Here is a 23,848-nt window from a genome sequence, read left to right as displayed (position 1 = left end):
ACAACTGGCTGGTAGCGTTTTTGCGAGCATCTTCATATTTTTTAATATTAAAAAATCCACCTATTTTCCGTATTTTAGTCGCCAATAATCACGTGAGCACAAAAAACGTATCATGCTAGCTAGGTGCCAACGAAAATATTTAAAACTGCGATGACTACTACGTTGAGCATGATGAACCACTTTAGCATCTGGGCACAGCGCAACTTGGTAACTACTCAAGCGCAACCTTGCGCACATATCAACATCTTCATAATAAAGAAAGTACCGCTCATTAAGCCCATACATTGTTTTATACACTTTGGAGCGGAACAGCATAAACATACCCCCCACCCAATCAGGAAATATAACTTCTTTTTTTACTTCGTAGTCACTACCCTTGCAGCCACCTAATGCCTTGCAAAGTATCTTTAATGGCGAAGGAAAAAAGCGCGCATTATTATCCAGCACACCATACTCATTAAAGACCAAGGGCGCTACCACTCCAACTGAAGGGTTTTCCAAACAGCTGATTAAAGGAACGAAGGGGTTATCATTAATCCTTATATCTGGATTTAAAACACAAAAAAACTGCCCGCTCGCTCGAGAAAAAGCCCTATTGTGATTTTCAGCAAAGCCACTTGGCTGCTTATTAGAATGGATAGTAATGGGGAAAAAATAATTCTCAGCATCAACATCGAAATTTTCCGCCAAGTTTAGTGTCAATAACACTTCTATTGACATTCCTTTACATACGCTTTCAATGTCTCCCAACAATAACTTAACAAGACTACCTTGAAGGTGACTCACAATTGAAATAGAAATAATTGGTGGTTTATTCAGCATATTAGCAATACCCCCAATAAGTACTTTATTATTGCAACTGAAACTTCATAAAACCTAAAAAACTCTATCATACTAGCCTAGCTTGCTTTTCTTTAGAGGAGAATTGTTTCCAGAAATCATTCAAACCTAAGAAGTGTAAAACCAACCAAACTCATAAATAACTCCTCAGTCTACGCAGTATTCTATATACCACCCGAGAAATAACCCCATGAAGGCTAACTTGCTGTGTCATCCACGCCGCCCTTTCATCACTTAATACATCATATTCGTTCGATAATGCAGCCGGAGTGTATTTACTTCCTTCCTCTGACCAGCTCACCTTTGGTATATGACAAGACTCATATTGTTTCCGCGCCAGTCGACTATGCCGCATTAAAACTTCAGGTGTCAGTGATGAGCAATAGGACAATAATTTTTCAGGATACCTCCAACTGAACACCTCAGGGTAGGCAAGGTCAATCCCTGCTAAAACCCGAGAAAATATATGCTCATGCAGAGCCACTGGGACCCCTGCCCCCATAGCCTCAACCAATGTTAACCCTCCGCCATAAGGAAATGATGCTATATACAAATCAATCTTATACTTATGTAATGCCCCCCAAATATTAGATTCCCAGGAAATATAAACAAAACGCTCCTTTGCAATACCCAAACGCTTCATTCCTCGCCAAACTCTATACCTAGCCCATGGGGAAAGTGTTCCAATATGAACATGCCGACCCCCAGTTGTTTTCAATAGCTCAGGCACCACATCAAGATAACTAATGAAGTAAGGTATTTCAATTTTATTTGCCCTACCAACAGTACAAGTAGTAAGCGTACCATTAGCCATAAAGGGCTGGTCACTAGGCCGCTTACCTTTATCCTCAATCATTAACGGCATATAAACGTTCTCGATCCCAAGCGCATCCCTACAATGGTGAAAACCCATTGGGTGGGGATCAATATGTTCAAGATGCGACAAGTACACACCAAGGCTTAAGTGATGATCACCATGATGATAAAAACTAGCATTGAGCTTCATCTCAGGCTGAATTGCAGCCACAGCAACGCAATCTTGATGATGATTGAACAAAAAAACTCTTTCTGAGTTAATTTCAAGTAGCTGCCGCTGCAACCACCCCAATCGTTTTTGAAGGCTCAGCTTCGGCGCTTGTTTAAAAGTTATGCTAGCTCTTCTTTCAAGCCCTCCAGTTAGAAAGCTAGGGCCTGATCGCCCCGCTAACTCTGTTGACAATAATACATGCTCTCCCTCTGGTCGGGCTTTAATAAAGTCTTCAATAACTCGTGTGTGCCCTCCAGACTTCTGTAGTTTAGTAACAATATAAACAAAGATTGGCTTATCTGCTTGCTTGGGTTCTATGCATCCAAGCTCTTCCTTAATACTTACTAAATTAGCCTTACCTATACGCTGACACAAATCATCTAACGTTTTAGAGCCAAAAACCTGCGAGACACAGAGGGGTTCGGTAAAAACACGCTCTACAAAGTCATGAATCAACCGTAATGCTTGATCAAAGTCCCCTTTATTCGTTAAAACAGAAACTGTTTCATGCAAAGAGCGTATTGAGGACCTGCCTTTAAACCTCACTTGCAATGTCTTAGCCATACAGTGCTGTCATCAAATTTTTCAATCTGGTAATCTACAATCATTTTTAAGCCTCTACCTGTGGCTACGGGGTGTCCAACTTAATAAGCCTTAACTAGCTTAGTCCCTAGTTTCAAACCGGCTATAATATCTTCTGGTGAGTTCCACATCATCACATCTAATATCGATAAATTAGGCTCATAAGTATTTAACGAGGTATCATATTTAAACTCTGAAAATTCAGCAAAATACAAGAGCACACCTCTCTTTTCAAAGTCCAGCACATCAAAAAGACCTTTCCCTGCAGATGGGTTGACATATTCAGACGCACCAAGAGATTCACAAATATATGGTGCCCAATCACCAGGCCCCATGTTTTCTGGATAAACAAGATCAAGCTCAGAACATATCTGGTATGAAAACGGAATTTCCAAATAATCACATACTTCACTTAAAGCACTAACATTTAAGTTCACAAGTGAATCACTTAGGCAATTTTCAAATACTCGCTGAACCAACTGACTCACCTTGTAAAAATATGGAGCCTTTTTTTTATAGTGAGACAGCTTTCCAATAATTGATTTCTTAGTGTCTGCCAAACTCAATACTCTAGCCTCTGACGTTTTAATTGAAGCAGAGGAATTAGAAAGCGGAACGTTTACATACTGCCAACCAGTTTTAGGGTGCAAAATACGGTTCCTGCTCATCCAAGATTTAGGTGTATATTGAGTAACGTCAAATACTACCCATTTATCTACTGAAGAAATCAGAGAAAAATGCCCTAGGTATGGGAAAAAATAGGGCTGCATAATACCAAGCCTCATTTACTCCCACCTTCTAATAACGCCCGCAAAGATACAGAATTGTAATGGCTTTTATTAATGATTTCACTAATCACTTCTACTGCATTGCTATCAACCATTGCGCCAATTGGCAGTTGGATGCATGAGGCACACAGGTGATCTGTGACCGGTAAGCTATCTTGATAACTCGATAATTTATTTTGATACTCAATGCTACGGTGAGCACCTGGATAGAAGTAACGCCGCGCATTCACATTTTCGGCCTTAAGAATTTTGATCAATGAATCTCTCGACAACCCAAAAATACTTTCATCAACTTCGCAAACAACATACTGGTAGTTTGAGAACGTAACACCGGCTGGCTTTACCAACTTAATCCCAGGAGTTCTCCTCAAGCCCTCATCATACATACGAAACAAGCCTTCATTATTTTGTTGATTCTGAGGGAAATCCTCAAAACTCATAAGAGCGATAGCGGCTTGTGCTTCTGACATCCGGCCATTTGAAGTCTTCACAACAGGCACAGACTTACCGGCTCCATAACTGCTTCGAATATTTCTTAAGCGCGCTGCAAGCATGCCATCATTGGTGCTGATACACCCACCTTCCGTTGCACTTAAAACCTTGGTTGCATGAAAAGAAAAAACCTCGAGACTGCCAAACCCTCCAATTTTTTTCCCATCTGTCTCGCACCCGAAAGCATGAGCAGAATCAAAATATAACTTTAACCCCCTGTCTTTTGCATAGTGCTCCAACCTCTCCGGATCACATGCACCCCCCCACAAATTCACACCCATAATAGCAGAAACATGTTTATCAATTAATGAATCTAATTTTTCAATTGCTAGTTGGTGAGTACCAGGATCAACATCACAGAAGACTGGCTCAACACCAGTCCAGCTCAGTGATTGGGCAGATGCAATAAATGTAAATGAAGGCAAGATTACTTTTCCAGAAAGCTCTAATACCTCTACTGCCATCATCAACCCTATAGTTGCATTCGTAACACAGATTACATGTTTGACACCAAGAAAATCCTGAAGCCTTTCCTCTAATTTTTGAACTAATGGCCCCTGATTAGTGTAGTAACGTCGTTCAAAAATACCACGCATTTCAACTTCATAGCGCTCCCATGAAGGAAAGTAAAGCTGCCCAACAGGCAAAGGTTTGTCAAATGCCGCAGGACCACCGTACAAGGCAAAATTATCTTTTTTCATGTTAGCTTGCTTCTCTTTCTTCTAGTCGACTGGCAATTTCAACTCCATTAGAACCAATAAACTCCAAAATTCTAATAACTTCACCAATATCACCTAATTCCACATGATCTCCGCATGGTAAAAGCATAAAGCGCTCAGAAAGAAGGTCCGTTTCACTGAGAGATGCGGGAACATGTGGGTAACTCATCCTTTTACGATGTAATGGAGGTGAATAATATGCACGAGCAAGAACATTCTCAGCATTCAAAATATCGACAGTTTCATCTCTCTTTAGTGGCCAACTATCAAGTAACTCAACTACCACGTTTTTATAACTAGTACTGAAGGATTCATCGAACTCAACCAAGCGAATGCCAGGTATCGCCTGCAGTTCTGATTGATACTGTCGGTAACGTCGTTTATTCCTAGCTGCCAATTGAGAAATTTCATCTAGGTTAGTAAGCGCCATTGCCGCATGTATTTCATTAAGCTTTGCATTGAGACCCCCAGCAACCGCACAGTTATCCTGCCCTTCAAACCCAAAGCTTCGTAATAACGCCAACCTTTGAGCTAATTCCGAATTATTGGTAGTGACATAGCCACCTTCGAAGCCATTCAACAACTTACTGGCATGCATTGAAAAACATTCCGCATCACCAAAACTGCCTACTTTGCCAATACTTGTTGACTCGTACACAGACTCAACTGAGTCAAATAACACAGGAATACCGTGTTCTAGGCCAAGGCTGACTAACCCCTGAACATCACAGCAATTAACAAGGGGATGCACTGCCAGAATCAGCGCAGTTTCACTATTGATACACTCACCTGCTGTATAGCGGTTCATAGATAATGTTTTTGGGTCAACCTCACAAAAATGAGGTTTCAACTTAGCCCACGCCGCAATATCTGCCATTCTACGGTATGTCAAAGACGGCATAATAATTTCGCTCTTTCCCTTAAGTCCAAGCGAAGTAATTGCCAGCACAAGCCCCCAAAACCCGCTACAGAAGGTGACACAAAATTGGGTATCGTGAAATTCAGCAAGGCGCTTTTCCAACAGCTTTACTAAAAACCCGTTATTGGTATAGTGCTGCCGCTTAAAGAACTGCTCAGAATAGTCCAGGAAACTGTCAAAATCTGGCTTAGCCAGACTTGATGTAGACTTAGGCTCTGTAAATAAGCACCTACCACCAAAAAAAGCCAAATCATTAAGCTTCTCTTTCCTGCTAACTTGTATATCCATAGAGTCTCGAAAAAATAAAATCAATATATCATTGATTCGAAAATTTTATAAATAATTCATTATTTATAAAACCTCTCTAACTCCGTACCTCTAATCTCATCCAAACATTCCGAAGCAATCGCCGGGTCAAGCATTTTTTCCCATTTGTTATTTAGTTTAGGATCTTTGAACACAGAGTGCTGGTGATCGTCATGCCGACTATGTGAAAACTCAATAAAATCATGAGTCTGAGACCCATATGGCACTTTAAAAAAACAAAAAATTTCTCTGATATAGTACCGAGTATCCCGCACAAGGTCCTCGTAACGTATGATTTTATACCGATCTGGATACTGCTCACTATGTCTAAGAGCTTTTGTAGTAACTTTCTTCCAGTCATCGAACCCCCAAAACTCACCCGGACCAGTTTTTCGACATTGACCGGTTCTCCACTCCGCTAATGGATCCGCATTCAAAGGAAATTCATTAGAGTTACTTAACCAAGAGTAAAGAACCGCGCAAGGATTACGTACTATATATATAAAACGGACCTGAGGATTTAACTTCAAAATGTTAGGCGTTAAATTATGAAATCGATTAGATTTAATAATTAAGTGCTGAGGGTTTTCATTTTTCTCTTTAAAAGAAGGCACCAACCCATGTTTACGGAGATGCTCCTGATCTAGAAACTCAGAACTTGTCTGATAGAGTTTGGAAAAGAGCTCCCCCCATTCTTCCGCTGAACTATTTTCGTCCAAACTATCCTTAAATTCATATGAAAACAGTGGGCAAGACTTTAGCCTGACCTCCGGTGACGATGCAAGAATTTGCGAAAGCCAAGTAGTTCCAGAGCGCGGCATACCTGATACCCACGCAACCTGTATTTTTTCCATCGCAATATTCACTTTGTCAAAATAACATCGTAGCGGTAATGAGCGGCATAATACTGCTCGGGCATTATATGAATAGTCGCCTTCCAACCACAGTGTTTCGCTAGTGAGATAAACTCTTCTTGAGTACGCCAAATACCAATGGCAGTATCAGGATCGCTCTCATTGTCAGGAGTGAGTTTTCTATCCCCATAAAACTTTTCTAACAAGCTCTTATCAGGACAATTCCCGATAAAAACGCGCTCTATATTCGGGAATTTACTATTAAGCAAGCACAGCATTGCTTCTGCTCTTTCTTGCTCAATAAAGGGAAATGACCCATAACAAACCATTTTAGAAAAATTACACGGCATTATTGGATCTTCGCAAAACTCAATAACGTCCTGCAAATGATACATTTGATCGGGCGGGTTAGAAAAATACCTATTTGCTATTGAAATTAGGTGCTCAGAAAAGTCCACCCCTAAGCCACCTTTACAGTGCTTAAAAAGCAATGTACTTAGCGCCCCATTACCGCAACACAAATCCAACAGCGTATCGTCTTCATTTAATTCAAGGCTTTTCACTACCGCCTCAACGATCATATCAATCTGATCTTGCGCAACCGGTTCACCGTTCACAGTTCGTTTAACCTGCCCCCAAAAATCATCAGGATTACAGGTTTTGGGGTGCTCTTTATAAAAGCTAAATTTTTCTTTACTCATTAACCGGCCCTGGAAAAAGCTTTTTCAACTTCCCAGAGTTACGCCACACTAACTCTAAGTACAGATAAACTTTATATTTAAAAGGCAATGAACGATATATATATTTCTTCAAACTCTTATTTATATTCTCTTGCTTATTTTGGGATTTGCTAGTCCATACACCTTTTCCGGTGACGCGATAACAACTCATGACCTCTGGAATATTCTTCATTTTTCCACCACTGTCTAGCATCATATGTGACAGCATCACATCCCCATGCGCATATTCCTTTTTGAAACCTGGAGGTAAAAAAGTGTCATTATCAGAATAAATATTACGCCAAATTATACTGGTGGTATGTACATACTGTGCATATTTGTGATTCAGCAATATCAAATCAAAAAGATTCCAAGTATTTCGAGATGGCTCAATTATACTTTCATCGCCGGTAACTTCATTTTTCATTATGGTATTACAACTACAGCCAACATAGTCAAGGTGACTATCAAGAAATCCGATCTGCTGTCTCAATTTATCAGAGCTAGTCCAATAATCATCACCGGCTAATAAACACCAATACCTCCCTTTTACAGGGGGGCGATGATATAGAAATGACTTTTTCCCTGAGCCCAAATTCTCAGGGCTAGTATAAACTTTGACCCTATCTGGGTATTTTTTTTCGTAACTGCTGGCTATTTCACCGCTTCTATCAGTAGAAGCATCATTTAGGCAATAAATAACACTCTTATATGGCATTACTTGCATTAGCGCACTTTCAATAGCCTCTGCCAGCGTATTCTCATGATTATAGATGGCCATTATGATACTAATATCTTCTGACATCACTACCCTCATTTCTATGTATGAATTTCATTTATGTCTACTGATCAAATACGTTATGAAACGTCGCTCTTAGCTGAAGAACTCAGAAAACCATAAAGACTTTTAGTGATGCCCTCCTGCGCCACCGGCTCAAGAACAGGCGACATTGGTAAACTCAACACTTCATCTGCTAACACCTTAGCAAGAGGCAAGTGATGACCATTAAATCCTGGGTAACACACTTGCAGGTGAGGCGGTACTGGATAATGAATGACCGTTGAAATACCATGATTCTCAAGATGCTCTTTTAATTTATCTCGCTGCTGGCAACGAATAACAAAAAGGTGCCATACTGGCTCTGCATATTTTGGCACATATGGTAAAACAAAACCCGCGCCATCTAATTTTTCTAAATACTGTCGCGCTACACCTCTGCGTTGCTCGTTCCATTGATCTAGTACCGAAAGCTTTACTCTTAAAAAAGCTGCTTGCATTTCATCTAGTCGACTATTCACGCCGACCACATCATGCTGATACTTAGTTTCAGAACCGTAATTTCTAAGCAATTTAACTTTATCAGCAAGGTGCTGATCATTTGTTAGTATGGCGCCTCCGTCCCCTAATGCACCAAGGTTTTTTCCTGGGTAAAAACTTGTGGCTGCAGCATGCCCCAGTGACCCAACTCGCCTACCCTTATAGCGAGCCCCTTGCGCTTGCGCAGCATCTTCAATGACAAGAAGACTATGTTTGCTTGCTAATTCATTTATTGGATCCATATCTGCCGATTGCCCGTACAGGTGCACAGGGATGATGGCCCGCGTACGGCTAGTAATCGCCTCTCCAATTAACACAGGGTCAATATTATGCGTGTCTATATTCGGCTCTACTGGAACAGGCGTTGCCCCACACTCAGTTACAGCAAACCATGTAGCAATAAAGGTATTAGAAGGTACAATGACTTCATCACCTGCTCCTATGCCATAAGCTCTCAGCAAAAGATGGAGCGCCTCAAGCCCATTCCCAACGCCAACACAATGCTTTACTTCACAGTATTGTGCAAATTCGCTTTCAAATGCCTCAAGCTCACCTCCCATACTAAACCAACCAGAGTCCATTACACGTTTATAAGCTTGATCTAATGGCTTGCGAATAGTTTGATGCAATTGTGCAAGGTCTAAAAAAGGCACCTCCTTCATTTAACCACCTTTTTAGATACATCAATAAATTCGTTATAATCTCGATAGTAATCTAGCTCATCAAAATATTCTGAGGCTAAGACCATGCATACTGCACCAGATGAGAAGTTATCGATATCACGCCAAATCATCGGGCAAATATAAAGCCCCTGATAACTACGGTTTAAATGTACTGTCTTTTTTGAAACCCCATCATCAAGATGAATGTCAAATGAGCCCGACATAGCAATAACTAACTGGTGTAGCTCTTTATGAGCATGCCCACCGCGTTCCGATCCCCCCGGAACATCATACAAGTAGTAAACACGACGAATATCAAAAGGGATATGCTCTCCTCCTTCGACAAACGTTAAATTACCGCGTGGATCATTTATTCGCGGCAAATCAATAATAGAACACTTCTCAATCATTATTCCTCTCCTTCTCTTTCAGACCAAGTACTGGTCTCTGTATTTGGGTACCCGCGTGTAAAATGTTTCGTCCATGGATACGCAGACCGATCTGATCCATCCCGCAATTTAATTTTTTTTGCTTCTCCAATTACACGTGCTGGTACACCTGCTACTACCATATTCGCTGGCACATTTTTTGTAACACAAGCTTGAGCCCCAACAAGCGCATGACGGCCGATTATCACGCCTGGAAGAATTACCGACGCAGCAGAAATACTTGCATAGTCTTCAACCGTACAGCCCAGCAGCACATTACTGGGAGGTGTAGGGTCATTAGTAAATACAACATAAGGTAAAACCCAAACAAAATTACCAATGATAGTTTTTTTTCCGACAAAAACATTTGACTGAAACCTCACGTAATCTCCAACAGAGCAATCACCCTGAATTTCGCTCGACGTGCCAATTTGAAAACCCTTTCCAGCTACTGTCCCCTCTCTTACCGTTACCTGATGCCCTGTAACCAAACCTTCTCCAAATACAGATGATTCATAGAAAGTAGAGTGAGAGCGAATTAATGCCCCCGTCCCAATAACTAGCGCCCCCCCATCACTTAGCGGGGTCTTTATTCCAAGCTCACAATACGCCTCTACTTTTACCTTACTTCCCAGAATCACATTATCATGAATAATACAAAATGGTCCTACCTGAACGCCTTCTCCTAATATCGCTTTGGGGGAAACTATTGCTGATGGATGTATGTCACTCACTCTTCCTCCATTGCATTCAATAGATTGAGTACATCGTGGGCCTCAATATAAAAATCCCCATGTATCCCAAGGTCTAGGTTTTGGTGCATTTCACCTAATACATAAAACACTTTTAACTTGAGTGGCGACAGCATATTTACCCAATACCTGTATATCATATCCTTGTTCTTAGCCATTAAAACAGCCACTTTGACGCCTGACTTACAAAAAATTGCATTCGCCAACGCCGCACCTGTTGGGGCAATAACTTGCTTAGCATGACTAAATAACTTCACTTGCTGTATAAAACTTAACTTCTCCGGCTCGACAACCACAAATCCTTTCCCAACCAATATTTTTTCAACTTCAATAGTGTTCACAACCTTTCTCAACCCTGAATTTCGCTTTAAAAATATCTTCTCTGGTGAGGCGGCACCCTTCTCGGCACAAAAACCTGAACCACTTATAGTCTCTCGAAGCAAACTTAAAGCATAAGCGCTAAAAACTCCTTGCGAGAACTCCATAAATTTATTTTTCCTCCGGTCAAATGGCACATAACCAACCACCGAGGTGACAAAAAGCTCATCAGCCAAAACCGCTCTTCCTGCAGGCAAAACTAAAACCTCTCGTCCAACACCTACCACTAACTCAAGAGAGCTCATAATATTTTCATGCAGCCCGTCATTTACAATAAGGGGAACATCTTTATATGAATCTTCTAAACAAAAAAGCATTATACGAGGCAACACTTCAGTTAACCAGTGAGCATAATTCTCAGCACACGCGTCGACAAACACCGCTGCTCGTGAAAGCCGAATGGGATCCTGATCTTCCATGAGCCATCTAATTTGGTTTTTTTTTGGAAAAACCTTTACCTTACAATGAAGCTCCTCACTGGTTAAGTCGCTTTTACAATCATACAGGTCATGATGTATCACTTCAGCGCCCACAAGAACCATATTTGTGCCACCATAACAAGTGGCTTCTTGCAAAACTTTAATAGATAGTTCTGGGAACACGAGGTGGTCTCCCACTGAGTCCAGGTATTCCTTATGTTTTACGGGGTAAACAATTGGTTGCGCTAAGGGTATAGGCTCAAAGTCGTATAATTTGTGAGAAAATATAGCGTTCTGTTCCACATAATCTCTTTGCTTGCTTAAAGACCGCCGTCTTCTATGAGTACCCCCCAACAAACAACATTTGTAAGCGTTTTCCAGATTCGAATACAAACTCAAAGATGCACCCCAAACCCTTCGGACAACAATACGAATCAACCTAATATGCTTAAGCTTTTCTCTATAAAAAATAGCCAATTTAGTGGCCCTAATGCTTCTGGTAGCACCTTGAGGACTATCAACTTTAATAAGCTTCATTTATATATTCGCTCAAAAATTAATTAGTTTTTTAACAGCTACTTGATAAGTTTCTAGCGATAATAAAGGTAGTTTCCATAAAAACCTCATCCCCTGTGCTCTCACATTTACCACTCGTTCTTAGCTTTCAATATACTCGCGCATCCCCATACCTTCGATACAAGCATAAAATTCATCATAATTTTTAACTACATCTTTGACATTAGGTATCATGATAGAAAAATCAGACCCTTCGGGAAGAACATTATCCACACCTAGGAATTCAAAAATTTCTTTGAAAAACTCAGGGCGGTTATTTAAAAAATCCTCGTAATTAATTAATAGTGAGTCAAAACCATTCCCTTCAACCATCTTTTTCTGCGAGCGTATTGCGTGCAACTCTCCTTCTATCAGACTCTTAAAATTATTGAGATCCAATTCATATAATTGACCATCCGACTGATAATTTTTAGCATTAAATTTTTTACGTTTATTTGCAATTACACCCGAGAGCACCTGCCTAACAACATTTTTTCTCTCAAGGTAGATCACCTTATAGTTCCGTTGCTTTAACAAAGCTATAAAGCCGGGAATCTCTGCTACTTGATGCTCTAACAACTTAAAACCCAGTACCTCACAACCTAGGTTAACACCATGATTCTCAAGTTCATCCAAATACCGATTCACCCTACGAATATTAAGTGGATTATAAATTTTTTTCAAAAAATTCACTTTAGATAAAAGCCTACTTTTCTTAAATTGCTTTAACCATAAAGCAAATATTGGAAACCATTCTTCATTAAACCCGTACTCTTCAAAAGATGTTCCATATTTTTGATACAAAGCATATAAAGGAGTCACCCTAAGACTAACAAAAACCTCCTGCTTACAAGAGATATCTTGATGCTGATTGGTTTCATCCACTATTGCCGTTGACCCAGTCCTACCACGAGTAAGAATCACAAACTTAGTTAAACTCTTAGCACTCACTACACATAACCCCTAAGTTATTTTTAATACGATTGATTATAGGATATCAAGACATCATCAATACCCCCTTCTACACACATGCCTTTTCTATCTACCCATAAAATTCGGTCACATAGATCTTTTAAGGTTTTTTCATCATGAGAAACTATAACCACTGTCTTATTTGATGATATCTTTTCTCTCATTGCTGCCGCAGATTTCTTTTTGAACTCTACATCCCCCACACCTAATACCTCGTCAACAAGAATAACATCAGGATCCATTTGGTTTGCAACTGAAAAACCTAGCCTTGCCCTCATTCCAGTGGAATATGAATTCACAGGTTGATCTATAAATTCACCGAGACCTGAAAACTCGATTATTTTTGGCATTGCTTTCTCTATCTCAGATTTATTGATACCAAGCAGCATTCCACTTAAAATAGCATTCTCTCGGCCTGTTATATGCGGCAAAAACCCCACCTGAAGACTTAGCAAAGATACCGTGCTTTCATTGTGAGTAATAACACCTTTATCTGGTGAAATAATACCCGCCAAAACCTGTAACAAAGTGCTCTTGCCGGCACCATTTCTACCAATGATGCCAAGCGTTTCACCTTTATATAGGTCAAACGTTATATCATTCAGCGCCCAATATTTATTCCACCTAAGCACTCCTGCTCGTCGACGATATGATACGCCCACGTTTTTTAAACTTATAATCGGTTCAGAGTTATACATAGCTCATTTATATTAATATTTTAGGGTAAACGCGATCATAATGTTTAAATATATGGTAAGTGACATAAAGCAGCAGTATTGAAAGAAAAAGAACGAGACCCAGCATTATAAAGTTTGGCCAATTCCCATTGATTAAAATAACTCTATAGCTTTCAATAATTACCGCCATTGGGTTTAAGGCAAGATATGCCTTTACATTCTCAGGCACCAACGAGATATCAAAAAAGACTCCTGAAATAAAAAATAACAACATAAGCACATTATCTAATATCAACTTAATATCTGGCAGCAATGGGACAACAGACGCGACAAAGCCAGCTATACAGGCTATAAATAAAAACTGAATAATTATCACTAGCGGTAAGCTTAGCCATGCAAGTGCCGGAACAACTCCATTAAGCAACAAAAATAAAACAAACAAACACATCACAATTAAAAATTTGATTGTGCCATTAAACAAAATACTCACTGGAAGCAGATATTTAGGGAGGTAAACTTGCCTTATTAACGCAGAATTTGACGTTATAGCATTAGCACCCCCGGAAACAACACTTCCAAACCACTTCCAAACGATCAACCCACATAATAAAAAAGGGATAAAGCCCGGCCCACCTCTTTGAAACACCAGCTCAAAAACAATATAAAAGGCAACCATATAAAGTGCCGGCTCAACGATCCACCATAAAAACCCAAGGTAGGAACGGCTTGACTCTGCTTTTAATTCAGACGTCGCTTTATACCAAATTAACTCCCAATAAAACCTATTCATTTTCAATGTATTTTATAAAAAAAATATTTTGCAGCGTCAAAACCAACTCCCTTAGCATTATTTTATGACATTATTAGTTTTGCATTGAACTCTCGGTCTATTATCAAGCGCCGAATGATGCGGCCCTCATGCTACGGAGCATAATAATCTATCGTCGGGCACACAACATCAGCACCCTCACTTAAGACAAAAAAGCCAGCAACAACCCATAATTGTTTTTTTTACTTCCTACAAACAACACACACTAAACAAGGCTGACTTAATAGCTTTTACATCCAGCATCTCTGCACCTATCATTCTCACGATACACCTCCTTAAATATGCTACTTACAATTTCCAACACTTTTAACCAAGCGCCTTATTTTACACCATACCTTTGCTCTATTTTGCAACAGCACAGCTTTAAAATAGCCTGACGCCTAGTATAAATTGGGAAACCAGCAGACTTATCGCTTGAACATCTGCTAACTATTTATAGCTCATTAATAACGAGCCTCATTAAACGCTACTTTGTATTACTCTGAAGTAAATAAAGGCTCGAGTTCTATGCGGTCTACCACCGAACAGCCGTGGTTCTTGACCATCTCTAGCGTAAACCTCCTCGACAACCCGATTGGAGGATATTCTATCACCAAAACCTAACTCGTTAGGCCAAGCCCATGACTTTTCCTTTATTTGCTAGGTAAGATAATAGCCTGCTTACCATAGACAGTCGGCAAGAAGAGCCCTCATTCTCGTATTTAAAAGCCGGCAATTTTTTGCAAATACTGTCCATATCCCATTTTAATAAAAGTCTTTGAACGTGACAACAATTCCTCCTTATCAATCCAACCATTGCCATAAGCAATCTCTTCTAGGCAAGCAACTTTGAGCCCTTGGCTCCGTTCAATTGTTTGAATAAAATGGCCCGCCTCCATAAAGCTATCGTGCATCCCTGTATCTAACCATACAAATCTGCGCTCTAATCTGTTACTTACAGATCACCATGCTCCAGATAAGCATTATTAACTGCGGCAATTTCTAACTCTCCACGGCTCGATGTTTCACTCATTTCATTTATGTAAAAAACACCCTAAATAAATAATGGGCTCAATAACACACCACAAAACCCAAATAAGAAAGCCCAACCTCAGGCTTATATCAACACCGGCTTTATACCAAATTACCTCAAAACAGTTAATTAAATAATCTAGACATAATATCCCAGACTCACACCAGCTAGGTGACATATAGGGACGCCTTACCTACGGATAGTTTCTCACCCAAACAGTTCCGCAGATTTAAATACCGGACACTGCAGGTCTTTGGCCGATAAAAGCGGATCGACGCCTACCGGCCAATGAATATTTATCGAAGGATCGTTCCAAATAATACTTCTTTCAAATTCTGGCGCATAATAATTAGTTGTTTTGTATAAAAAATCAGCGCTATCAGAGAGTGTTATAAACCCATGAGCAAAGCCTTCTGGCACCCACAATTGTTTTTTATTCTCTGCTGATAACGTAACGCCAACCCATTGCCCAAAAGTAGGTGATGACTTTCTAATATCCACCGCTACATCAAACACCTTACCTTCTACAACTCGAACCAGCTTACCCTGTGGTTGCAGGATTTGGTAATGCAAGCCGCGCAGCACACCTTTACTGGATTTTGAATGATTATCCTGGACGAACTCTACTGCGTGGCCTACAGCTGCATTAAATGCTCTGGCATTAAAGCTTTCAAAGAAAAAACCCCGCTCATCACCAAATACTGTTGGCTTGATGATCTTCACGTCTGGTATATCTGTTTCTATCACCTTCATCTCTGTGCTTTTATATGTAGTGTTTTATCCGCAATAAAGCACCAACCCAATCACTTTGTTTGATTCCAAAAACTTGATTAATTTTGCCACAATCCAATGCTGAGTTCGCTGACCGTTTTGCCGCAGTTGGATAGCAGGATGTTTCTATCGCGCTTAATACTGGCGAACATTCCATAATCCCCTGCTCCTGAGCTTCCCTAAAAATAGTTTCTGCAAACTGGAACCAACTAACATGTGGTGAGCCGCTATAGTGGTACACACCCCAGCAACAATTCGCATTAACTTCTATTTGACTCACAATCTTAATGAGTGTTTTAGCAACATCCCCAGCAAAGGTTGGCCCACCAAACTGATCAGCAACGACACTCAATTGTTTTTTTCTTGGCTCAAGCGGAGCATCGTCTTAACAAAGTTCTGCCCATGCTCGCCAAATACCCACGCTGTTCGAAGAATAATATGCTGAGGGCAATGTTTGATTACTGCTGCTTCACCGGCCAATTTGCTTACACCATAAACGCCATTAGGTGCAACAGCATCTGATTCGCTGTAGAGCCCCTCTTTATTTCCAGAAAATACATAATCCGTGAAATATGCAGTAGTGCTGCGTTGACCTTCTACGCAGCTTTAGCCAGGTTTTCAGGGCCTTCTGTGTTTACTTTAAAAGCCAATTCAGATTAGGATTCAGCACGATCCACAGCCGTATAGGCCGCTGCATTGATAATAACATTTGGCATAAAGCTCTGAACTACAGCAATTACGGCCTCTCCATCACTGATATCTAGATCATTTCGTCCACATGACAATAATGTCCATGATGTTTCTTTTAGCTGATTTTCAAGGTAGTAAACAACCTGCCCCTGACAACCCGTAAGAAGCACTCTCATTCAGGTGTTTTGATATTCGCTATTTTACGTAAATACTGCCCATACCCTGTCTTAATAAATGTTTCAGCACGCTTTAGTAATTCTTCTTTACTAATCCAACCGCTGCGGTAGGAAATTTCCTCTAAACAAGCCACTTTAAGGCCTTGCCGATGCTCAATAGTTTGTATGAAGTGCCCTGCCTCCATAAGACTATCATGCGTTCCAGTGTCTAGCCATGCAAAACCTCGACCTAGCTCACTCACCTGCAAGTCACCGCGTTTAAGGTAAGCGTTATTGACCGCTGTAATTTCTAGCTCTCCACGGCTCGACGGCTTAACTGACTTTGCAATATTAATGACATCGTTGTCGTAAAAATAAAGCCCAGTTACCGCATAGTTTGATTTTGGATTAGTTGGTTTTTCCTCAATGGATAAAGCATTACCTTCATCATCAAAATCTACAACACCAAACCGCTCAGGATCATCTACCCAATAACCAAATACAGTTGCACCTTTTTTTCTAGTGGTCGCTTTTTTTAGCTTTTCTGAAAATGACTCACCATAAAAAATATTATCGCCCAAAATCAAGCAGACACTATCATCGCCAATAAAATCTTCACCAATAATAAACGCCTGCGCAAGGCCATCTGGCGATGGTTGAATGGCATAACTAAGCTCAATACCATAAAAGCTACCATCTCCTAGAAGCTTCTCATAGTTTGGTAAATCTTCCGGCGTAGAAATAATAAGCACCTCGCGTATACCCGCTAACATTAATACAGATAACGGGTAAAATATCATCGGCTTGTCATAAATGGGTAGTAACTGTTTCGAGACTCCCTGTGTGATTGGGCGCAAACGCGTACCTGAACCGCCTGCTAAAATTATTCCTTTCATTACTTACCCCCTAACCTTTCACGCTGATAACTGCCATCTTGAACATGCTGACACCACGCTTGGTTATTCAAATACCATTCAACTGTTTTCTTAATACCACTTTCAAAAGTTTCTTGTGGCTTCCAGCCGAGCCGTTGATCTATTTTACTCGCATCGATGGCGTAGCGCATATCATGCCCTGGTCTATCGGCAACATAGGTAATTTGATCTTCGTAATAACCATCTTTTGGAACAAGCTCATCCAACACATGGCAGATTGTTTGCACGACTTCAATGTTCTGTTTCTCGTTGTTACCACCTATATTATAGGTTTCGCCCGCTTTACCTTTAGTTGCAACAAGCACTATGGCCCTAGCGTGGTCTTCAACATACAACCAATCACGAATTTGATTACCTTTGCCGTAAATAGGCAACGGCTTGCCTTCTAAAGCATTGAGAATGACCAACGGAATGAGTTTTTCGGGGAAGTGGTACGGACCGTAATTATTTGAACAATTTGTTATGATCGCTGGTAAGCCGTAAGTTCTTTGCCAAGCTCTAACAAGGTGATCCGAGCTTGCTTTGCTGGCAGAATACGGTGAACTTGGCGCGTAAGGTGTTGTTTCTGTGAAAAGTGGCAAGTGATTGGAATTGAATTTCTCGTCATCTGGGTGCGGCAAATCGCCATACACTTCATCAGTTGAAATATGATGAAACCTGAAGCTCTCTTGTTGCACGCTATCGAGCTGGCGATAATAACTACGAGCTTGCTCCAACATTATATAGGTGCCGACGATATTCGTCTGAATGAATTCACCAGGGCCATCAATAGACCTATCCACATGTGACTCTGCGGCCAAATGCATAATAATATCTGGCTGATGATACTCAATAACACGCTTTACCTCCTGCGCATCACAAATATCAACACACTCAAACGTATATCGTTCACTACCACTCACGCTTGCCAATGATTCTAAATTACCTGCATAGGTTAATTTGTCGATATTCACAACCATATGTTCCGTGTCATTTATAATATGACGGATAACCGCTGAGCCAATAAAGCCTGCCCCACCAGTAACTACTAATCTCATATTCATTCCTAAATAACCCTGCTGGATTGCTGAAACGACCACCTATAGGCCGTTAAAAATCCAAAAAAATCTTGGATTCTACTTTAAATAGCTTAAATAACTAACCTATTTACACGTTGGTTATTTTTAATCTGCCGCTCAAAAATCTCATCAATATCTTCTTTGCTCTTAAATTGATACCAGGTTTCTTCGGGATAAATAACCAGCACAGGGCCTTGACCACAGCGATCTAAACACCCTGCATTATTAACCCTTACACCACCTGGTCCTGCAATGCCTGCTTCTTTTACTTTCTTCTTTAAGTAATCACGCATTTCTTGTGCATTATGGTCTTGGCAAGATGCACGACCATCGCTTCGCTGGTTGGTACAAAAAAAGATATGCTGTTTATAGTAAGCCATATAAGTTTATTTGTTAGCTAATGGATGAAACAATAAAAAAAGGATTCAGTAAATTTTGTTTATTATATACAAGCGGTTTTGAGATCTCACCCTTATTAAACTCACATACCTTCATTCCAGCGCATAAAACAACCGCGTGTGCCGCAGCCGTGTCCCATTCCATTGTTGGTCCTAGTCTTGGATAAATGTCAGCTTCACCTTCTGCAACGAGACAAAGCTTCAAGGAACTACCAATGGATACTAGCTCTTTGACTTTTTCTGTTTTTATCTCATCAATGAATATTTTTGTTTCATCAGACAGATGCGAACGACTAGCTACTACTTTATAGCTATCTCGCTGCTCAGCTCGTTTTAACGGTAAAGCTTGCCCGTCTTTAAAGGCCCCTTCGCCTTGCTTAGCCCAATACATTTGCCCCAGCGCTGGCGCATACACCACGCCTAAAACAGGCATGCCTTGATTTATTAAGGCAATATTGACGGTGAACTCACCATTTTTTTTGATAAATTCTTTAGTGCCATCTACAGGGTCAACCATCCAGAAGTAGTCCCAATCCTTTCTATTCTGATAAGGAATATTTTTGCCTTCTTCTGACATAAGGGGGATTAGCCTGTTATTCTTTTGATCCAGCTCTTTTAAGCCTTGCTCTATAATCTTATGCGCCGCCGTATCGGCCTCAGTCAGTGGCGATTGATCCGCCTTAAACTCAACCTCAAAATCTTTTTGATAAATATCCATAATGGCATCACCTGCTTTTTTTGCGAGTGCCACAATGTCTTCTATGTTTATATTATCTAACATTTTTAAATATATGCGTTCTTTTTAAGGTAAGCCACAACTTCCGTAGCCGCCTCTTCAATACTAATGCCGTCGTTAACAACATGCAGCTCAGGGTTTACCGGCACCTCATAAGGTGAGTCGATACCCGTAAAGTCTTTAATCTCTCCTGCACGCGCTTTTTTATATAACCCTTTAGGATCTCTCTGCTCACAAACCTCTAATGGTGCATCAATAAACACCTCCACAAACTGGCCTTGCATGGCCATATCTCGCACCATTTGACGGTCCTTAGCAAACGGGGAAATAAACGCAGTAACGACAACCAAGCCTGCATCACAAAACAAGTTAGCCACCTCACCTACGCGGCGGATATTTTCTATTCGATCTTCTTCACTAAAGCTAAGTCCTTTATTAAGCCCTTGCCTCACGTTATCGCCATCGAGCAAATAGGTGTGCTTCTTCATCGCAAACAGTTGATTTTCTACTGCATTAGCAACCGTTGATTTACCACTACCACTTAAGCCGGTAAACCATAAAATACAAGGTTTTTGTTTTTTTAAAATAGAGCGCTGCTTTTGACTAATATGATGCTCATGCCATACCGTGTTTGTACTCATTTATTTACCCTTATTTGATGTAATGCTTTTTAACGTACTTAACAATTACTTCAACTGACTTGTCAACTGACAAAGCATCCGTATCAACGACTACTTCGGCATGCTCAGGTTCCTCATATACCTCATCGACGCCAGGAAAGTTTTTAAACTCCCCACTTAAGGCTTTTGCGTAAGCACCCTTATGATCACGCTTTTTACACGTTTCGATGTCTGCCTTTACGTAAACAATAATATTATTTCTGACCATTTCACGAATTGCTCTGCGTGATTCTTTATACGGTGAAACAAACGAGGCAACAGTTGACACTGAATTGTTCTGCAAGGTACAAACAAGGTTGCCAATACGGTGCATATGACGATTTCTATCGTCCCTTGTATAACCAATATTCGGGATGAGGTCCCGAATATCTTTTGAATCTATCCGCTCAATGGGGATATCAAGCTTTTCAAGTTGCTCAAAAACTTTATCAGCAATGGTCGTTTTGCCACTCAGTGGTAAGCCGGTAAACCAAAGATTAAAAGGCTCTATTCTTTTTTTCCCCCAGCGCACTTTTAGCCAAGCCTTTTCGTGCAGCCAAAAAAGTCCAATTTTTAAAACACTTTCCAGCAACCCCGTTGCAATAGCAAGATCCAGTCGACCAAAAAACACGTAGACAATCAGCATCGTTGTTGTTGTCGCAACAATACGCCACGTCACCCCTTTGATAAGAGAGCGCTTATTCGTTTCTTTATACATCCGTGTATTCTACGTCCTATCCCTAAGAATTTTCATTAACTATTTTCGTTAACTTATCGGCCTTCGCAAGCCGGATTATGAGCCCTGCTTCCATGCAGTGACTAACACCAAGTGATTCTTTACGAGAGCAAATCATCAATCGATCGACAGCCCCATTCGGGAAAGTGCTGTCTAATCAATACATTTAAATCTTTTTCAAAAGCACTGTATTCTTTTGCTGATTGGCCGTTTGCGGCAACAGTAGATTTCTCTTGAATCATACCCGCCGCTAACGTGGCGTGGGTGTACTTATCAATCACAATAAAGCTACCCGTTCCCTTTACATCGGCATATGCGTCAAAAGCAATCGCTTGCTTCAGCGATAAGCGGCAACGAGCAATTTCATTGAGTTGCAATTCACTGGCTTCAATTTTTTCTAATGTATTAACATCGACCTTATGATGAATCTGCTCAAACCTACCTGGCACAACATTACTAGCCCTTTTGATTAGGTAATCCACCCCTGTATTCATCGCCGTTTCATTCATCCACACCAAGGTGACATCTAGCTGGTCAGCGACGTCTGGAAGATCAGTCGTTTTCACAATCATATCGCCACGACTAATATCCACTTCATCTTCAAGCGTCAAGGTGACCGCCATTGGCGCAAATGCTTCGCTAACATTCATTTCGCTTTCACTAACTGCTGGCTGAATTACCTGTTTAACTACTGATGTTTTTTGCGATGGCAGCACGGTAATGCTATCACCCACCTGGACACTACCCGCCGCAATGGTGCCGCAAAAGCCTCTAAAGTCCAAGTGTGGACGGTTTACGTACTGTACTGGTAAGCGGAAGTTTTCAAGATTTACCGTATCTTCAAGCGGAATCGTATCGAGCTGCTCCATCAACGGCGCATCGGTATTCCATGGCATATTTTTGCTGGCATTAACAACGTTATCACCAGTCAACGCTGACACGGGAACAAACACAGGCGAGTTGATACCTACCTCTTTTGCAAACGACTGATACTCGTCTTTAATTTCATTAAAACGCTGTTCGCTAAATTCAACCAAATCCATCTTATTGACGGCTACCACAATATGCTTAATACCCAACAAACTTGTAATATAGCTATGACGTCGTGTTTGTGTTTGCACACCATAACGCGCATCAATGAGAATAATCGCTAAATCGGCTGTAGACGCACCGGTTGCCATATTTCGCGTGTATTGCTCATGCCCTGGGGTATCTGCAATGATGAACTTACGTTTGTCCGTGGCGAAAAAACGATATGCCACATCAATTGTAATGCCTTGCTCACGTTCAGATTGCAAGCCATCAACCAGTAAAGCCAAATCAACCGCTTCACCTGTTGTACCGTGCTTTTTAGAGTCATTATTAATTGCCGCCAACTGATCTTCAAAAATCATTTTACTGTCATGCAGTAAACGTCCAATTAACGTACTTTTCCCATCATCTACGCTACCACAGGTAATAAAACGTAATAATTCTTTGTTTTCATGTTGCTTCAAATACCCCTCGATATCAGATGCAATCAAGTTATTTTGCTCAACAGCCATTAGAAATACCCCTCAATCTTTTTCTTCTCCATCGACCCTGATTCATCATGGTCTATCAATCGCCCCTGGCGCTCGGATACTTTGGTTAGCAGCATTTCTTGAATAATTTCAGGCAATGTTTCCGCTGTAGACTCCACTGCCCCTGTTAGCGGGTAACAACCCAGCGTCCTGAAACGCACCTTCTCCATCACCGCCTTGTCACGTAACTCTTCAGGCATACGCTCGTCATCGACCATTATTTTGGTTCCACCGTACTCAACCACTGGGCGTTCTTTTGCAAAATACAAATCAGGAATAGGTATCCCTTCAAGGTAGATATATTGCCAAATATCGAGCTCAGTCCAATTAGATAACGGAAATACTCGAATCGACTCCCCTTTTTGATGGCGCCCATTATAGGTATCCCATAATTCTGGGCGTTGCGCCTTTGGGTCCCAACGGTGATTTTTATCGCGGAATGAATAAATTCGTTCTTTAGCTCGTGACTTTTCTTCGTCACGACGAGCGCCGCCAAACACCGCATCATATTGATAACTATCTAACATCTGGCGCAGGCCTTCTGTTTTCATGATATCGGTATGCATCGATGAGCCATGTTCAAATGGAGATATGTTTAGCTCCTTACCCTTTGGGTTAATATAGACAATCAAGTCCATACCTACTTCTTTGGCCCGCTTATCCCGAAACTCGATCATTTCTTTAAACTTCCAAGTGGTATCCACATGCACCAAAGGAAACGGTGGTTTGGCAGGAAAGAACGCTTTTTGTGCCAGATGCAACATCACCGAAGAATCCTTACCTACACTATAAAGCATTGCCGGGTTATCAAATTCAGCAATCACTTCACGTATAATATGCACAGACTCCGCTTCTAAGCGCTTCAAATGCGTCAGTTGTTTTTTACTTATAACCATAATG

The 23,848-nt window shown here is 40.8% G+C and carries 26 protein-coding genes and 2 pseudogenes; all 28 read right to left on the bottom strand.

The window, feature by feature from the left end:
* Positions 1-60: 60 nt before the first annotated feature.
* Positions 61-822, bottom strand: a complete 762-nt coding sequence (locus tag CYCME_RS02260) for a glycosyltransferase (protein WP_020932017.1) — start codon at positions 820-822, stop codon at positions 61-63.
* A 151-nt stretch (positions 823-973) separates the two neighbouring features.
* Entirely contained in the window at positions 974-2,431 is a 1,458-nt protein-coding gene (locus tag CYCME_RS02255) for a hypothetical protein (protein WP_020932016.1), read from the bottom strand.
* Positions 2,432-2,511: 80 nt separating this feature from the next.
* A complete protein-coding gene (locus tag CYCME_RS02250) occupies positions 2,512-3,234 on the bottom strand; it encodes a WbqC family protein (RefSeq protein ID WP_020932015.1) in 723 nt (240 codons plus the stop codon).
* Entirely contained in the window at positions 3,231-4,430 is a 1,200-nt protein-coding gene (locus CYCME_RS02245) for a DegT/DnrJ/EryC1/StrS family aminotransferase (protein WP_020932014.1), read from the bottom strand. Before CYCME_RS02245 ends, CYCME_RS02250 begins: the two co-directional genes overlap by 4 nt.
* 1 nt (position 4,431) lies before the next feature.
* Entirely contained in the window at positions 4,432-5,655 is a 1,224-nt protein-coding gene (locus tag CYCME_RS02240) for a DegT/DnrJ/EryC1/StrS family aminotransferase (protein WP_020932013.1), read from the bottom strand.
* A 59-nt stretch (positions 5,656-5,714) separates the two neighbouring features.
* Positions 5,715-6,527, bottom strand: coding sequence for a sulfotransferase family protein (locus tag CYCME_RS02235; protein ID WP_020932012.1), 813 nt, complete (start codon positions 6,525-6,527; stop codon positions 5,715-5,717).
* A gap of 8 nt (positions 6,528-6,535) precedes the next feature.
* Positions 6,536-7,228, bottom strand: coding sequence for a class I SAM-dependent methyltransferase (locus CYCME_RS02230; protein ID WP_020932011.1), 693 nt, complete (start codon positions 7,226-7,228; stop codon positions 6,536-6,538).
* Complete coding sequence (locus tag CYCME_RS02225) at positions 7,221-8,051, bottom strand: glycosyltransferase family 2 protein (RefSeq protein ID WP_020932010.1); 831 nt, start codon at positions 8,049-8,051, stop codon at positions 7,221-7,223. The genes CYCME_RS02230 and CYCME_RS02225 overlap by 8 nt, the downstream gene beginning before the upstream one ends.
* A gap of 53 nt (positions 8,052-8,104) precedes the next feature.
* Positions 8,105-9,226 carry a DegT/DnrJ/EryC1/StrS family aminotransferase gene (locus tag CYCME_RS02220; protein ID WP_020932009.1) on the bottom strand — a complete coding sequence of 374 codons (1,122 nt, stop codon included), beginning with the start codon at positions 9,224-9,226 and terminating at the stop codon, positions 8,105-8,107.
* Positions 9,223-9,636, bottom strand: a complete 414-nt coding sequence (locus tag CYCME_RS02215; protein WP_020932008.1) for a sugar 3,4-ketoisomerase — start codon at positions 9,634-9,636, stop codon at positions 9,223-9,225. The genes CYCME_RS02220 and CYCME_RS02215 overlap by 4 nt, the downstream gene beginning before the upstream one ends.
* Positions 9,636-10,388: an acyltransferase gene (locus tag CYCME_RS02210; RefSeq protein ID WP_020932007.1), complete on the bottom strand. Its 753-nt coding sequence runs from the start codon at positions 10,386-10,388 to the stop codon at positions 9,636-9,638. The genes CYCME_RS02215 and CYCME_RS02210 overlap by 1 nt, the downstream gene beginning before the upstream one ends.
* Positions 10,385-11,680 carry a glycosyltransferase family 61 protein gene (locus tag CYCME_RS02205; RefSeq protein ID WP_223253215.1) on the bottom strand — a complete coding sequence of 432 codons (1,296 nt, stop codon included), beginning with the start codon at positions 11,678-11,680 and terminating at the stop codon, positions 10,385-10,387. Before CYCME_RS02205 ends, CYCME_RS02210 begins: the two co-directional genes overlap by 4 nt.
* Before the next feature lie 180 nt (positions 11,681-11,860).
* Complete coding sequence (locus CYCME_RS02200; RefSeq protein ID WP_020932005.1) at positions 11,861-12,709, bottom strand: hypothetical protein; 849 nt, start codon at positions 12,707-12,709, stop codon at positions 11,861-11,863.
* 23 nt (positions 12,710-12,732) lie between these two features.
* Positions 12,733-13,305 (bottom strand): annotated as a pseudogene (locus CYCME_RS02195) (ABC transporter ATP-binding protein); the annotation flags it as partial.
* Positions 13,306-13,435: 130 nt separating this feature from the next.
* Positions 13,436-14,197, bottom strand: coding sequence for an ABC transporter permease (locus tag CYCME_RS02190; protein WP_020932003.1), 762 nt, complete (start codon positions 14,195-14,197; stop codon positions 13,436-13,438).
* 740 nt (positions 14,198-14,937) lie between these two features.
* Positions 14,938-15,129 carry a hypothetical protein gene (locus CYCME_RS13060; protein ID WP_020932002.1) on the bottom strand — a complete coding sequence of 64 codons (192 nt, stop codon included), beginning with the start codon at positions 15,127-15,129 and terminating at the stop codon, positions 14,938-14,940.
* Between the two features lie 326 nt (positions 15,130-15,455).
* The gene (rfbC, locus tag CYCME_RS02180) at positions 15,456-16,001 is read right to left on the bottom strand and encodes a dTDP-4-dehydrorhamnose 3,5-epimerase (RefSeq protein ID WP_020932001.1); all 546 of its coding nucleotides are present in this window, start codon (positions 15,999-16,001) and stop codon (positions 15,456-15,458) included.
* A 10-nt stretch (positions 16,002-16,011) separates the two neighbouring features.
* Positions 16,012-16,371, bottom strand: a complete 360-nt coding sequence (locus CYCME_RS13235) for a sugar nucleotide-binding protein (protein ID WP_020932000.1) — start codon at positions 16,369-16,371, stop codon at positions 16,012-16,014.
* Positions 16,368-16,541: pseudogene (locus CYCME_RS13280) on the bottom strand (sugar nucleotide-binding protein); the annotation flags it as partial. The pseudogene CYCME_RS13280 and the gene CYCME_RS13235, both read right to left, overlap by 4 nt.
* Positions 16,542-16,675: 134 nt before the next feature.
* Positions 16,676-16,885 (bottom strand): sugar nucleotide-binding protein, encoded by a 210-nt coding sequence (locus CYCME_RS13255; protein WP_020931999.1) that lies wholly within the window; start codon positions 16,883-16,885, stop codon positions 16,676-16,678.
* Complete coding sequence (gene rfbA / locus CYCME_RS02170) at positions 16,882-17,760, bottom strand: glucose-1-phosphate thymidylyltransferase RfbA (protein WP_020931998.1); 879 nt, start codon at positions 17,758-17,760, stop codon at positions 16,882-16,884. The genes CYCME_RS13255 and rfbA overlap by 4 nt, the downstream gene beginning before the upstream one ends.
* Positions 17,760-18,836, bottom strand: a complete 1,077-nt coding sequence (gene rfbB, locus CYCME_RS02165; RefSeq protein WP_041932866.1) for a dTDP-glucose 4,6-dehydratase — start codon at positions 18,834-18,836, stop codon at positions 17,760-17,762. Before rfbB ends, rfbA begins: the two co-directional genes overlap by 1 nt.
* 92 nt (positions 18,837-18,928) lie before the next feature.
* Positions 18,929-19,237, bottom strand: coding sequence for a (2Fe-2S) ferredoxin domain-containing protein (locus tag CYCME_RS02160; RefSeq protein ID WP_020931996.1), 309 nt, complete (start codon positions 19,235-19,237; stop codon positions 18,929-18,931).
* Positions 19,238-19,250: 13 nt separating this feature from the next.
* Positions 19,251-20,036, bottom strand: coding sequence for a 3'(2'),5'-bisphosphate nucleotidase CysQ (cysQ, locus tag CYCME_RS02155; RefSeq protein WP_020931995.1), 786 nt, complete (start codon positions 20,034-20,036; stop codon positions 19,251-19,253).
* Between the two features lie 2 nt (positions 20,037-20,038).
* A complete protein-coding gene (cysC, locus tag CYCME_RS02150; RefSeq protein ID WP_015006790.1) occupies positions 20,039-20,632 on the bottom strand; it encodes an adenylyl-sulfate kinase in 594 nt (197 codons plus the stop codon).
* Between the two features lie 10 nt (positions 20,633-20,642).
* Positions 20,643-21,368 (bottom strand): adenylyl-sulfate kinase, encoded by a 726-nt coding sequence (gene cysC, locus CYCME_RS02145; RefSeq protein ID WP_015006791.1) that lies wholly within the window; start codon positions 21,366-21,368, stop codon positions 20,643-20,645.
* A 119-nt stretch (positions 21,369-21,487) separates the two neighbouring features.
* Entirely contained in the window at positions 21,488-22,930 is a 1,443-nt protein-coding gene (cysN, locus tag CYCME_RS02140; protein WP_020931994.1) for a sulfate adenylyltransferase subunit CysN, read from the bottom strand.
* Complete coding sequence (cysD, locus tag CYCME_RS02135) at positions 22,930-23,844, bottom strand: sulfate adenylyltransferase subunit CysD (RefSeq protein WP_015006793.1); 915 nt, start codon at positions 23,842-23,844, stop codon at positions 22,930-22,932. The genes cysN and cysD overlap by 1 nt, the downstream gene beginning before the upstream one ends.
* Positions 23,845-23,848: the final 4 nt, after the last annotated feature.

The sequence above is a fragment of the Cycloclasticus zancles 78-ME genome (genome assembly GCF_000442595.1).
GTDB lineage: Bacteria > Pseudomonadota > Gammaproteobacteria > Methylococcales > Cycloclasticaceae > Cycloclasticus > Cycloclasticus pugetii.
The sequence above is the reverse complement of the archived record's forward strand: the minus strand, read 5'-3'. Positions and strand labels throughout refer to the sequence as shown.